Source organism: Lysobacter korlensis (assembly GCF_042434515.1).
On the sequence record NZ_JBHLTG010000007.1, the window covers coordinates 252196 to 265378 of the forward strand.

Consider the following 13183-nt stretch of genomic DNA (forward strand, 5'->3'; position numbering starts at 1 on the left):
GCAAGAGGTGGGTGAGGCGCGGCTAGACGGCGACCGGGCCGACGGTGCGGACCGGTGCCGTGGAGTTCGGGACGCCACGGGCTGAGCGCGGAAGAATCGGAGCCCGGCTGTCGCGGCGGGCTTCCAGCTCGCACCTGGCGACCAGTGGGTCGGCCCGGCGAGCGGCGATATCGACCCGTATCAGATCACCATCGCGCACGAGGGCGGCGGATCGTGGGTCCATCGCCTCGGGAGCTCTGCGGCAGCCCAGTCCGGTTGTGCCGATCCGGGACCCGCCGCGCACCAACACTACTGCATCCGCACGGTGCGCCGTGGCCCAGGACCCGTGCGTCGGGGTCGCGGCCGGAGCGGCGAGCAACCCGCGCGGATCCGGCATGAGTCCAGGGTACAACTTCCGTGCAGACGCCCGAGTCCCGGTGGTCGACGAGCGCCCTCCAGGGCGCTTCCGGAGACCACCCGTGCGGTGTTCGTGGTTTCGAGAGGCCACCGGGTTCAACGGGCGACCGGCACCAGGTCCAGCGCCCTGGCGCTGCGCCGCCGTGATGTGATGAGCGCCGCGACGGCGAGCGCGGCCACGGCGTATCCGGTGAGCTGCAGCGCGCCGCCGACGACCGCGCCGGCTCCCGCCCCGGTGAGGATCGCCTGCATGCCCGCGACAGCGCCGGTGAGTGGCAGCACCGGGCTGATCGCCTGGAACGGAGCGGACACGACCTCGATCGGGTAGAGCCCGCCGACCGAGGTGAGCTGGAGCGCCAGCAGCACGACGGACAGAATCAGTCCGCCGCGCCCGAACGCCGTGACGAGACCGAGGTGGATGGCGGTGAACGACACCGCGATCAGGAGGGAGAACCCGAACGTGGCGGGCAGCAGCGCCGGCTCGACGCCAAGCGCCACATGCAGCAGCACGACGAGCGGCAGCGCCTGGACGACGGCGAGGAGCGCGGCCCGGCCGAACGCGTGCAGCGTGATCCGGCCTGTGGAGACGGATGAGGCGAGCAGCCGGCGGGCGGGCCCGGCGAAGGCCAGGAAGATCGCCAGCGCGCCGAGCCACAATCCCGCGGGAACCAGAAGGGAGGACATCGCCTGCGCCAGGCTGTCCAGCTGCCGCAGGCGGGAGCCGGCGAGGCCGATCGGCGCCGACGCGACACCCGCGATCCGGTCCACCTCGGATTCGCTGTACTCCGGCACCTGAGCGGCACCTGCCGAGAGCCCATCGGCCAGCTCGTCACCGCCGTCGGCGAGCTCGTCGGCGCCCTCCGCCGCGCCCGCGGCGCCGCCGGCCAGGGTGTCCAGTCCGCCCGCGAGCGAGTCCAGGCCCCCGGCGAAAGAATCCGCGCCGGAAACCAGCCCCACCGATCCGCCGGCCAGCTGCGCCGCTCCCCCCGCGGTCTCCGCAATGGCGCTCTGCACCTGCGCCGCACCCTCCGCGCCGGTCACGAGCCCCTCCCCGCTTTCGCTGAGCTGCCTCAGCCCACCGGCGACCTGCTCGAGCGCCGCCCTGGTCTGCGGGTCGAGCGCCGCCATCCCCGGACTCGCCAACACTTGATCGAGGCCCGCCGACGACTGTGCCACGCCATCCGTGTAGTCCCGGGCCCCTTGCGGCAGCGACTGCAGGCCGGCCGAGGAGTCCCGGAGCCTCGCGAGGCCGGCGCTCAGCTGGTCCACGCCGCCGGTGTACTGCCGCACGCCGCCCGCGAGCTGCTCAGCCCCCGCGGCCGAGGATTCCGCGCCAGCGGCAGCCGACCGGGCACCCTCGGTGAGCTCGTCGAGCCCCGCGCCGAGCTCCCGGGTGCCCTCCGCGAGCTGGGCGGCGCCGTCGGCTGCGTCGCCCAGGGACGAGCCCAACGTGCCGAAGCCGGAGAAGAGGCCCGCGATGAACTGCTCGGACAGCTGGTCGCCGAACACCGCGGCGAGCCCCTCCCCGGCGGCGTCGGTGATCTGACCCGCCAGATAGCCGTGCGTGTCGTCGGTCTCCACGGTGAGGCCCGCCTGCTTCGGGTCTTCGGTCGACAGGGACACGACCGACTCGGAGAAGTCCTCCGGGATGGTGAGCACCGCGTAGACGTCGCCGCGCTCGAGCGCCTGCTGCGCCTTCTCCTCGTTGGTGATCTGCCACTCGACGCCTGCGCCGGCATCCCCGGAGGTCAGCTCGGTGACGAGCAGGCGCCCTGCGAGCACCGGCGTGGTGGTGCCGTCCTCGTTCCGCTGCTCGACCAGCTCGTCGTTGTTGACGATCGCCGCGGGCACCGTCGCCTTCCCGGCGCTCGCGTCGGTGAGGGAGCCGGCGAACAACCCGGCGACGGCGAGCGGCACGGCCAGCACGACGGCGGTGAGGAGCGCCGTGCGGCGGGTGCGGGTCGGGATCTGCTGGATGGAGGTCATCGGGAGAGCACCTTCGGGGTGAGGTCGATCGGAACGATGTCGCGCGCGACGGGCGCGGGAAGCGAGCGGAGCCGGAGGTCGTCCGGCACGCCGAGCAGCACGGTCACCGAGGACGGGACCGTGTCGCTGACTGCGGCGAGGAGATCGGCCGCGCTGTCGTGGGCGACGTCGGGTGCGTCGAGGGCGAGCACCGGGGCTCCGGATGCTGCGGCGAGCGCTGCCTCGAACACGGCGCGCTCGAGCGGCGCGAGCGCCTCGGGGGCGGTGTCCGGGTCGAGGGTCGGGCGACCGCGAGCGGCGAGGGCGCGATCCGCCCGGTCCAGCCACGCCTGCGCCCTGCGGGCGCCGCCGCCGATGCGGTGCCACGGGTCGGAGATGCCGACCCGGTCGCGCAGCAGGCCGGCGAGCGTCCCGCCGGGTTCGGCACCGGAGAGGGTGGCGAGCGTCACCAGACGACGGATGCCGCCGGCATCTCCCGGGGCTGGCACGCCGAGCACCTGCAGGCGGCCTCCTGCCGGCTCCAGCCGCCCAGCGACGGCGGCGAGGACCGCCCGCCGCTCGGCGGGCTCACCCGACAGCACGGCGAGCGTCCCGGCGGGCACCCTGAGGTCGAGCGGGATCCCGCCGCTGCGTGCGCGCAGGCCCTCCGCACTCACGGCGAACCCCCGCTGGGTCTCGGCCCAGTCCTCGCCGTGCCGGCGCTCGGCGAGCCCCTCACCCTCGATGTCGACATTCGGCAGGATGCGCCCGAGCCAGGCCGGCAGGTACCACGCGGTGCGCCCGGCGAGGGCCATCGCGGCCGGGACGAGCGTCATCCGCACGAGGAACGCGTCGAACGCGATGCCGACGGCGAGCGCCAGCGCGATCGGCTTGATCGCACCGGAGCCCTCCGGCACGAACGCGAAGAAGACGAAGAACATGATGAGCGCCGCCGCCGTCACGACGCGTGCCGCGTGCGCGAATCCGGAGCGGACCGCCTGCTGCGCGTCGCCGGTGCGGACATACTCCTCCCGCATCCCGCTGACGAGGAACACCTCGTAGTCCATCGCCAGGCCGAACAGGACGGCCATGAGCAGGATCGGCAGGAAGCTGAGGATCGGCCCCGGCTCGACATGCAGCAGGTCGGCGAAGAGACCCTGCTGGAACACGAGCACGACCACACCGAAGGAGCCGATCACCGAGAGCAGGAACCCGAGCGCCGCCTTGACCGGCACGAACAGCGAGCGGAACACCATCATGAGCAGCAGCACGGAGAGTCCGACGACGATCGCGCCGAACGGGAGCAGTGCGTTGCCGAGCGTCGTGGAGATGTCGATCATCACGGCCGTGGTGCCGGCGACGGAGATGGGCAGGCCGTAGCGGTCCTCGATCTCCGGCGCCAGGTCGCGGATCCGCTCCACCAGCGCGGTGGTCTCGGCGGAGTCCGGCGCGCTTCCCGGGATCACCTGGATCACGGCGGTGTCGACGGTCTGGTTCGGCAGCCCGTCGCTCACGGCGCGGACGTCGTCGAGGTCGCGGAGCTCGTCCGCAACCCGCCCGAGGTCGCCGAATATGTCGGTGGTCTGCGTGATGTCAACCAGCACGACCAGCGGCCCGTTGCGGCCGGGGCCGAACGCCTCGGAGACGAGGTCGTACGCCTCACGCTGCGTGCTTCCCGCGGGCTCGGATCCGTTGTCGGGGAGGCTGAGCTGCAGCTGAAGCGCCGGAATGAGCAGGCTTCCGAGCAGTGCGACGACGGCGAGCACCGCGACGATCGGCGCCTTCAGGATGAGCCCAACCCAGCGCATGCCGAGCGACGGCGTCGGCGCGTGGCCGTGCGTCCCCGCTTCTGCGACGCCGGCGGTGGCGAGCGCGCGCCGGTGGGTGCGCGACCCTGGCTTCGGCGCGAGCCGGGTGCCGGCGAGGCCGAGCATCGCCGGGAGGAGCGTGACGGCGGCGACCACCGCGATGAGCACGGCGGCTGCGGCGGCGACCCCCATCACGGAGAGGAAGGGGATGCCGACGACGAGCAGCCCGAGCAGCGCGATGATCACGGTGAGGCCCGCGAACACCACGGCGCTGCCGGCTGTGGCGACCGACGTCGCGGCGGACTCCGCCGGATCGGTCCCCAGCGCGAGCTGGGTGCGATGCCGGGAGAGGATGAAGAGGGAGTAGTCGATGCCGACCGCCAGGCCGATCATCAGCGCCAGCATCGGGGCGGTGTTCGACACGGTGGCGAATGCGGCGACCGACAGGATTCCGCCCATCGCGAGCCCCACCCCGACCAGGGCAGAGAGCAGCGGAAGGCCTGCGGCCAGCAGCGAGCCGAAGGTGATCACGAGCACCACCCCGGCGAAGAGCACGCCGAAAACCTCGGTGATCGTGATGCCGAAAGTGTTGTCCTGGAACACCTGACCGCCGAACTCGATCCGGAGTCCCGATGCCTCGCCGGTCGGCGCCGTGCCGACGAGCGCCGCGATCGTCGCATCCGAGACCTGGTCGGATGCCTCGTCGAACTGCACCTGGGTGATCCCGACGCGGCCGTCGTCAGACAGCGAATCGGTGGCGTACTCGGAGAACGGCGTGGTGACGGCGGCGACCCCGTCGAGCTCCTCGATATCCTCCGCCAGCTCCTCGATGGCCGCGCGATGATCATCGTCGCCGACCGACTCGCCCTCCGGAGCCTGCTGCACCACCTGTGCGCTGCCGCCCGAGGTCTGCGGGAATACGGCTTCGAGCTTGTCGATGGCGTTCTGCGACTCGGTGCCGGGGATCGCGAACGACTCCTGCATCTGGCCGCCGAGTCCGACGCCGAGCCTGAGCAGGGCGCCCAGCGCGAGCAGCCACACGACGAGCACCCGCCAGGGGCGGCGATAGGAGGACAGGCCGAGCCGGTGCAGCAGGGAAGCCATGGGAGGTGCTCCTTCCGTCAGCGGGTCGTCGGCGCCGCGATGGCGGCCAGCAACTGGGAGACGACCTCGATCAGCGCGGCACGGGTCTCTTCGACCGGCACGTCGTCTTCGCCCCAGTTGAAGCCCGCCGCGAGGATGTAGGCCGCTCCACCGAGGGCGACCCCGAACCGCACCCGATCGACCGTGCTGGGCAGGTCGTTCGTGACGGTCCGGCCGAGCCGTTCGGCGGCGGCGTTGGCGCGGTCGATCACCGGCACACCGCGCAGCGACTGGCCCTGATTGATGAACGTGTGCACCTCGAGGCGGCGCTCCAGCAGGAAGTCGATGAAGTCCTCGACGAATCGGTTCCGCTCCTCGGCAGGCGCGCCGGCCGCAGGGACACGGTCGACGAGCTGCTCGATCCGGTCGACGGCAGGCCCGATGGCCGCCTCGAGCAGCGCCTCCTTGGAGGCGTAGTGATACAGCACGCTGGACTTCGACAGCCCCGCCGCCTCGGCGATCTGGGCGAGCGAGGTGCCGGCAAAGCCGACGGATGCGAATTGGTTCAGCGCGACCTGGCGCAGCTCTGCCGCGGACGTGTTGTTGGGCACCGGACGACAATACCTGACCGATCGGTCGGGAAACTGCACGATCGGTCAGCCGGCTAGTCCTCCCGGACGTTTGCCAGGAAGGCCCCCACATCGGTGAACTGCGCCTCCGACATCCAGTGGTCCAGCTCCGGGTAGCGATGGGCGTCCAGAAGGGTGTGCCGGCGAAGCCAGGCTTCGAGGCGATCGGCGTCCTGCGGGGGTATCACGTCGTCAAGGCCGCCGTGCCCGAAGAATGCCCGATGCGGGTGCGCGCGGAGCTCGACGTCGCCCGCCTGCCGCCCGGGAGCCCGGAAGCCGGCCAGCGTCACGATCGCACGGATCGCCGCCGGATCCCGGCGCAGGGCGTGCACCGCCACCGATCCGCCCTGGGAGAAGCCGAGGAGGTCGACCGCGGGATGACCGGTCTGGTCCCGCACCCAGCCGAGCAGCGCATCCGCCGCCCGGTTCGCGATCGCGGAGAACGTCAGTTCGGAGGTGCGCGGGACCCGCGGGTACCACGCCCACCCCCGGTTGTGTGCGAATGGGGCGCGCACGGACGCGATGGAGTAGTCGTCCGGCAACAGCGGGAGGAACGGGTCGAAGTCATGCTCGTGCCCACCGAACCCGTGCACCAGCACCAGCAGCGGTCGTCCCGCACGGCCTTCGGGCGGCCGGCTCCAGACGACGGCGTCGGCGTCGAGCGTCGGTGCGTCCACCCGCTCAGGCTAGCGACCGGCAGTCAGGCCTGGAGCTCGGCCGCCGCACACGCCAGAAAGCACGCGGAGCCCTCGGACAGTCGCCCGTCTTCCAGCACGGCGACCCTCGATGGCCGCTCCTGCAGGATTGTGCATGCCAGCGTCAGCAGGTCTTCCGCGTCCCGCGCCGGGATGCTGAGCGACCTCGCCACTTCGGCGCTCAGGATCTCCATCGGCGCGGTCGTCACGTCGTCGAACAGCTTCGTCGGCGTCGTCGCCATTGTCGATGCGACCGGAGTCCGGTCCCGCTTCCACATGCCCTCAGCCTCCTCTCCGCCACCGACATCCGGCGGCATGACGCGCGGCGCGTCGTCATCCCGCGCAAGTGTTCCCGTTTCGGCTCGATGTGCCCGCCGCGGCGGGTGCAATGAGCCGAAATGGGAACTTTGAGCGGGGTCAGCCGGTGACTGCGCCCTCGGCGGCGGAGCGCACCAGCTTCGCGTACTTGGCCAGCACGCCACGCGTGTACCGCGGGGGCAGCGGCGCCCATCCGACCTTGCGGACCGCGAGCTCCGCCTCACTCACCAGCAGGTCGAGCGACCGGTTCGGGATGTCGACGCGGATGCAATCGCCGTCCTGCAGGAAGGCGATCGGTCCGGCGTCCACCGCCTCCGGCGCGATGTGACCGATGCAGAGGCCGGTGGTGCCACCGGAGAAGCGACCGTCGGTGAGCAGCAGCACATCCTTGCCGAGACCCGCGCCCTTGATGGCGGCGGTGATGGCGAGCATCTCCCGCATCCCCGGACCGCCCTTCGGCCCCTCGTAGCGGATGACGACGACGTCCCCCGCGACGATCTCGCCGTTGGTCAGGGCGTCCATCGCGGCACGCTCCCGCTCGAACACGCGCGCGGGACCCTCGAACACCTCCGCGTCGAACCCTGCGGTCTTCACCACCGCGCCCTCCGGCGCCAGCGTGCCGCTCAGGATGGTCAGACCGCCCGTAGCGTGGATCGGGTTGTCGAGGGAGCGCAGCACCTCCCCGTCGAGCGGGTCCGGATCGATCTCGGCGAGGTTCTCCGCGAGCGTCTTGCCGGTCACCGTCAGCACGTCGCCGTGCAGCAGCCCGGCGTCCAGCAGCGCCTTCATCAGCACCGGCACGCCGCCGTGGCGGTCGACGTCGTTCATGACGTACTTGCCGAACGGCTTCAGGTCGCCGAGGTGCGGCACCTTCGATCCGACGCGGTTGAAGTCGTCGAGGGTGAGCTCCACCTCCGCCTCGTGCGCGATCGCGAGCAGGTGCAGCACCACGTTGGTGGAGCCGCCGAGCGCCATGGCGACCGCGATGGCGTTCTCGAACGCCTCCCTGGTGAGGATGTCGCGCGCCGTGATGCCCTTCTCCAGCAGATTCACCACGGCTTCGCCCGAGCGGTGGGCGTAGTAGTCCCGACGGCGGTCCGCGGATGCGGGCGATGCGGAGCCGGGAAGGCTGAGGCCGAGCGCCTCGGCGACGCTCGCCATCGTGTTGGCGGTGTACATGCCGCCGCAGGCGCCCTCGCCTGGCGCGAACGCGCACTCGATCCGCTTGGCGTCGGCCTCGCTCATGATGCCGGCCTTCACCGACCCGACCGCCTCGAACGAGTCGATGATCGTGATGTCCTTCTCGGTGCCGTCGCTGAGCTTCACCCAGCCGGGTGCGATCGACCCGGCGTAGAGGAACACCGACGCGAGATCCAGCCGGGCGGCGGCCATCAGCATGCCGGGGATCGACTTGTCGCAGCCGGCGAGCAGCACCGAGCCGTCGAGCCGCTCCGCCTGCATCACGGTCTCCACGGAGTCCGCGATCACCTCGCGGCTCACCAGGGAGAAATGCATGCCCTCGTGGCCCATGGAGATGCCGTCCGAGACGGAGACGGTGCCGAACTGCAGCGGGTAGCCGCCGCCGGCGTGCACGCCCTCCTTCGCCGCCTGCGCGAGGCGGGCCAGCGACAGGTTGCAGGGCGTGATCTCGTTCCAGGAGCTCGCGATGCCGATCTGCGCCTTGTCCCAGTCGCCGTCGCCCATGCCGACCGCGCGGAGCATGCCGCGCGAGGTCGTCGCCTCGATGCCGTCGGTGACGGTGCGGGAGCGGGGCTTGTGGTCGTGCGTGGAGCGGCTGCGGTCGAGCATGCAACGAGTTTAGGCGCGCGCGAGCGCTGCCAGGATCAGAGCGGGGTGACGTACGCCGAGCTGATGCCCCCGTCGACCAGGAACGTGGACGCGGTGATGAAGGAGGCGTCGTCGCTGGCGAGGAACGCCACCGCGGCGGCCAGTTCCTCCGGCTCCGCGAAGCGACCCACGGGCACATGCACGAGCCGCCGCTGTGCGCGCTCCGGATCCTTCGCGAACAGCTCCTTCAGGAGCGGCGTGTTCACCGGGCCGGGGCAGAGCGCGTTCACCCGGATGCCCTGCCGGGCGAACTGCACGCCGAGCTCCCGCGTCATCGCGAGGACACCGCCTTTCGATGCGGTGTAGCTGATCTGACTCGTGGCCGACCCGAGCACCGCGACGAACGATGCGGTGTTGATGATCGCGCCTCGCCCCTGCGGCACCATGTGGCGCAGTGCCGCACGGGAGCAGAGGTAGACACTCTTCAGGTTGACGTCCTGCACCCGCTGCCAGGCGTCGAGCTCTGTGGTCTCGATCGAGTCGTCGTCGGGCGGCGAGATGCCGGCGTTGTTGAAGGCGATGTCCACCGAACCGAGCTCCGCTGCGGCCCGGTCGAACAGGGCGTCGACCTGACCCTGGTCCGCGACGTCGACCTGCACGAAGCGCCCGCCGACCTCCGCCGCGGCGGCCTCTCCGGCCTCGACGCCGACATCGCCGATGACGATGCGTGCGCCCTCGGCCGCCATCCGGCGGGCCGTGGCGAGTCCGATGCCGCTGCCGCCTCCGGTGATCACGGCGACGCGCCCCTTCAGGCGCTGGGTGAGATCGATGGGCTCGATGGCCATGCAGACTCGCTTTCCGGCCGCAGACGGCCTCTCGGTGATCTCCGCCCGACGGTCAGGACGAGGCGAAGAAGACGTTCTTGGTCTCGGTGAATGCCTCGGATGCGTCCGGGCCGAGCTCCCGGCCGAGTCCGCTCTGCTTGAATCCTCCGAACGGCGTGCTGTACCGCACCGACGAGTGCGAGTTCACGGAGAGATTGCCGCTCTCGACCGCCCGGGCGACGCGGAGCGCGCGACCGAGATCGCGCGTGAAGATGGAGCCGGAGAGCCCGTAGATCGACGAGTTGGCCAGCGCGATCGCGTCGGCCTCGTCGTCGAACGGAAGCACCGAGACGACCGGCCCGAAGATCTCCTCGGTGACGACGCGGTCGCTCCGTGATGCGGGCAGCAGCACCGTGGGCGGCATCCAGAAGCCGGGGCCCGCCGGTGCCGAACCCTGGAACGCGATGCGGGCATCCTCGTCGAGGAAGGACTGCACCGAGTCGAAGTGCCGGCGGGACACCAGCGGCCCCATCTCCGTCGCCTCGTCGGCCGGCTGCCCGACCCGGACCGCCTTCACGGCCGGTTCGAGCAGCTCGAGGAAGCGGTCGTAGACGCTTCGCTCCACCAGGATCCGGCTGCGTGCGCAGCAGTCCTGCCCCGCGTTGTCGAACACGGCGGAGGGCGCGGTCGCCGCGGCGAGCTCCAGGTCGGAATCCGCGAAGACCAGGTTGGCGCTCTTGCCGCCGAGCTCGAGCGTCACCGGCTTCACCTGCGCCGCGCAGCCGGCCATCACGCGCTTGCCGACGGCGGTCGACCCGGTGAACACGATCTTCTTCACGAGCTCCGATGTGACGAACCGTTCGCCGACCACGGCGCCGCGGCCGGGCAGCACCTGGAACAGGTGCTCCGGCAAGCCGGATTCCCGGCCCAGCTCCGCCAGCCGGATGGCGGTGAGCGGGGTCCACTCGGCAGGCTTCAGCACCACGGCGTTGCCGGCGGCGAGCGCCGGCGCGAAGCCCCACGACGCGATCGTCATCGGGAAGTTCCACGGCACGATGACACCGACAACACCGAGCGGCTCCAGGAAGGTGACGTCGATGCCGCCGGCCACCGGGATCTGCTTGCCGAGCAGCCGCTCGGGCGCGGCGGCGTAGTAGTTGAGCACGTCACGGACGTGGCCCGCCTCCCAGCGCGCGGAGCCGATGGGATGACCGGAGTTGCGCACCTCGAGCTGCGCGAGCTCCTCGACCGCTCCGTCGACCGCCGTGGCGAAGCGGCGCAGGGCTGCGCCGCGCTCGGCCGGCGCGAGGGCGGCCCAGTTCCGCTGGGCCGCCGCGGCTCGCGCGATGGCCTCGTCGGCCTGCTCGACGGAGAACGCGTCGACCGTGCCGAGAACCGTCTCGTCGGCCGGGTTGATCAGGGTGGTGCTCACGCGATCGCCCCGATCCGCCGGTCCGCGTGCACGCGGGCCGCGTCGACCAGGGCGTCGAACAGCCGCAGATCCTCTGCGCTCTCCTCCGGGTGCCACTGCACCGCGATCGCGAACTGCGACGACGAGAGCTCGACCGCCTGCACGACACCGTCGTCGGCGCTTGCGCTCACCACGAGGCCATCGGCCAGACGGTCGATCGCCTGATGGTGGTAGCTGAGCACGCTCAGCCGATCGTGGCCGGCGAGGATCGATGCCAGCCGGGTGGCCGGCTCCAGCCGCACCTCGTTCTTGGTGAAGATCCCGCCGCCGGCGTTGTAGCGGCTGCTTCCGATCACATCCGGCAGGTGCTGGTGGAGCGTGCCGCCGAGTGCGACGTTGAGCACCTGAAGACCGCGGCAGATGCCGAAGAACGGCACCCGCCGCTCGAGGGCGACGCGCAGCAGCGCGTCCTCCCACTCGTCGCGATCCGTCCGGGGTGCATCCGTCGCCGGGTGCGGGTGCTGCCCGTAGCGCGCCGGGTCGACATCCTTGCCGCCGGTGAGGATCAGCCCGTCCAGCCCATCCAGCACCCGCTCGGCGATGCCGGGACCCACCGGCTGCGGGGGGAGCAGCACGACGATGCCACCGGCTCGGGTGACGGCGTCGAAGTAGACCTTCGGCAGGAAGGCGGCGGGCACATCCCAGACCCCGGTCTTCGCCCGCTCGAGGTAGGTGGTCACGCCGATCACCGGCCGCGGCGCGTCAGAGTCGTTCGAAGCCACGGATCCGCTCCCAGTCGGTGACGGCGGCGTCGTATGCCGCCAGTTCCACACGCGCGTTGTTCAGATAGTGCTCCACCACGTCGTCGCCGAAGGCGCTCCGCGCCACCTCCGAGGCGCCGAACAGCTCGGCCGCTTCGCGCAGCGTGGTGGGCACCCGCGCGACCGACGATGAGTAGGCGTTCCCCTCGAGCATCGGCTCCAGCTCCAGCTCCCGCTCGATGCCGTGCAGCCCGCCGGCGATCATCGCGGCGGTCGCGAGGTACTGGTTGACGTCTCCACCCGGCACGCGGAGCTCGGGCCGCATGCTCTTGCCGTGTCCGACGACCCGCACCGCGCAGGTGCGGTTGTCCATGCCCCACGCGACGGCCGTCGGCGCGAAGCTGCCATCGACGAATCGCTTGTACGAGTTGATGTTCGGCGCGTAGAGGAGGGTGAACTCGCGCAGCGTGCCGAGGATCCCGGCGATCCAGTGCTCCATCAGCGGCGAGAAGCCGTGTGCGCCGTCGCCCGGCATCACCGCGTTGCCCTCGGCGTCCCGCACGCTGAGGTGGATGTGGCAGCTGTTGCCCTCCCGCTCGTTGAACTTCGCCATGAAGGTCAGCGATTTGCCGTGCCGGTCCGCGATCTCCTTCGCGCCGTTCTTGTAGATCGAGTGGTTGTCGCAGGTGGCGAGCGCGTGGTCGTAGCGGAAGGCGATCTCCTGCTGACCGAGGTTGCACTCCCCCTTCACGCCTTCGCAGTACATCCCGGCGCCCTCCATGGCGAGCCGGATGTCGCGAAGCAGGGGCTCCATCCGGGTGGAGGCCAGCAGCGCGTAGTCGATGTTGTAGTCGCTCGCGGGGGTCAGCCCGGTGTACCCCTTGGCCCAGGCGTCCCGGTAGCTGTCGTCGAAGACCATGAACTCGAGCTCGGTTCCGGCATACGGCACGAGGCCGCGCCCGGCGAGACGCTCGACCTGATCGGCGAGGATCCGCCTCGGGGACTGCCGCACCGGCTCGCCGTCAAGCCAGGTCAGGTCGGCGAGCACGAGCGCGCTGCCTGGCAGCCAGGGGATCCGGCGGAGCGTTCCCATGTCCGGCACCAGCACCATGTCGCCGTACCCGCGCTCCCAGCTGGAGATCGCGTACCCGTCGACGGTGTTCATCTCGACGTCGACGGCGAGCAGGTAGTTGCACGCCTCTGCGCCGTGTGCTGCGACGTCGTCCTGGAACAGCCGTCCGGAGACGCGCTTGCCGACGAGGCGGCCCTGCATGTCGGTGAAGGCGACGATCACCGTGTCGATCTCGCGATCGTCGATGGCGGTGAGCAGTTCGTCGAGCGAGAGATTCCCGGATCGGACGTGCACGGCGCTCCTTCCGGTGGGGGTCGAATCGCACCATTACACCACAGGGGGAAAACCCGTGGTGGGGGCCGCTTTACGAGCTCGTTACACGCGGATTGTGGACACGGACACCCGCGGACCGCCATGCTCTCCCTGGGAGCCG

11 protein-coding genes are annotated in these 13183 nt (G+C 71.1%); all 11 read right to left on the bottom strand.

Annotation, left to right across the window (positions count from 1 at the left end; all coding sequences use genetic code 11):
* Window positions 1–22: 22 nt before the first annotated feature.
* The 11 genes from ACFFGH_RS34520 to ACFFGH_RS26175 all read right to left on the bottom strand — a co-directional run bounded on the left by ACFFGH_RS34520 (window position 23) and on the right by ACFFGH_RS26175 (window position 13044).
* A complete protein-coding gene (locus ACFFGH_RS34520) occupies window positions 23–376 on the bottom strand; it encodes a hypothetical protein (protein WP_446686179.1) in 354 nt (117 codons plus the stop codon).
* 116 nt (window positions 377–492) lie between these two features.
* On the bottom strand, window positions 493–2382 hold the full coding sequence (locus tag ACFFGH_RS26130) for a YhgE/Pip family protein (RefSeq protein WP_386673838.1): 1890 nt from the start codon (window positions 2380–2382) through the stop codon (window positions 493–495).
* Window positions 2379–5273 (bottom strand): MMPL family transporter, encoded by a 2895-nt coding sequence (locus tag ACFFGH_RS26135; RefSeq protein ID WP_386673840.1) that lies wholly within the window; start codon window positions 5271–5273, stop codon window positions 2379–2381. The genes ACFFGH_RS26130 and ACFFGH_RS26135 overlap by 4 nt, the downstream gene beginning before the upstream one ends.
* A 17-nt stretch (window positions 5274–5290) precedes the next feature.
* Entirely contained in the window at window positions 5291–5863 is a 573-nt protein-coding gene (locus ACFFGH_RS26140; RefSeq protein ID WP_386673842.1) for a TetR/AcrR family transcriptional regulator, read from the bottom strand.
* A gap of 53 nt (window positions 5864–5916) precedes the next feature.
* Window positions 5917–6558 carry an alpha/beta hydrolase gene (locus ACFFGH_RS26145; RefSeq protein WP_386673844.1) on the bottom strand — a complete coding sequence of 214 codons (642 nt, stop codon included), beginning with the start codon at window positions 6556–6558 and terminating at the stop codon, window positions 5917–5919.
* Window positions 6559–6581: 23 nt separating this feature from the next.
* A complete protein-coding gene (locus tag ACFFGH_RS26150; protein WP_386673846.1) occupies window positions 6582–6854 on the bottom strand; it encodes a hypothetical protein in 273 nt (90 codons plus the stop codon).
* 139 nt (window positions 6855–6993) lie between these two features.
* Window positions 6994–8703 carry a dihydroxy-acid dehydratase gene (ilvD, locus tag ACFFGH_RS26155; RefSeq protein WP_386673848.1) on the bottom strand — a complete coding sequence of 570 codons (1710 nt, stop codon included), beginning with the start codon at window positions 8701–8703 and terminating at the stop codon, window positions 6994–6996.
* 35 nt (window positions 8704–8738) lie between these two features.
* Window positions 8739–9527, bottom strand: coding sequence for a 3-oxoacyl-ACP reductase (locus tag ACFFGH_RS26160; protein ID WP_386673850.1), 789 nt, complete (start codon window positions 9525–9527; stop codon window positions 8739–8741).
* A 52-nt stretch (window positions 9528–9579) separates the two neighbouring features.
* Window positions 9580–10938 (bottom strand): aldehyde dehydrogenase family protein, encoded by a 1359-nt coding sequence (locus tag ACFFGH_RS26165; protein ID WP_386673852.1) that lies wholly within the window; start codon window positions 10936–10938, stop codon window positions 9580–9582.
* Window positions 10935–11699: a gamma-glutamyl-gamma-aminobutyrate hydrolase family protein gene (locus ACFFGH_RS26170; RefSeq protein ID WP_386673854.1), complete on the bottom strand. Its 765-nt coding sequence runs from the start codon at window positions 11697–11699 to the stop codon at window positions 10935–10937. The genes ACFFGH_RS26165 and ACFFGH_RS26170 overlap by 4 nt, the downstream gene beginning before the upstream one ends.
* Window positions 11680–13044, bottom strand: a complete 1365-nt coding sequence (locus ACFFGH_RS26175; RefSeq protein ID WP_386673856.1) for a glutamine synthetase family protein — start codon at window positions 13042–13044, stop codon at window positions 11680–11682. Before ACFFGH_RS26175 ends, ACFFGH_RS26170 begins: the two co-directional genes overlap by 20 nt.
* Window positions 13045–13183 lie beyond the last annotated feature (139 nt).

Excerpts from the sequence above, each read along its gene's own strand:
- ACFFGH_RS34520 (WP_446686179.1), bottom strand. The coding sequence starts at position 376 with ATGCCGGATCCGCGCGGGTTGCTCGCCGCTCCGGCCGCGACCCCGACG.
- ACFFGH_RS26130 (WP_386673838.1), bottom strand. The coding sequence starts at position 2,382 with ATGACCTCCATCCAGCAGATCCCGACCCGCACCCGCCGCACGGCGCTC.
- ACFFGH_RS26135 (WP_386673840.1), bottom strand. The coding sequence starts at position 5,273 with ATGGCTTCCCTGCTGCACCGGCTCGGCCTGTCCTCCTATCGCCGCCCC.
- ACFFGH_RS26150 (WP_386673846.1), bottom strand. The coding sequence starts at position 6,854 with ATGTGGAAGCGGGACCGGACTCCGGTCGCATCGACAATGGCGACGACG.
- ilvD (WP_386673848.1), bottom strand. The coding sequence starts at position 8,703 with ATGCTCGACCGCAGCCGCTCCACGCACGACCACAAGCCCCGCTCCCGC.
- ACFFGH_RS26160 (WP_386673850.1), bottom strand. The coding sequence starts at position 9,527 with ATGGCCATCGAGCCCATCGATCTCACCCAGCGCCTGAAGGGGCGCGTC.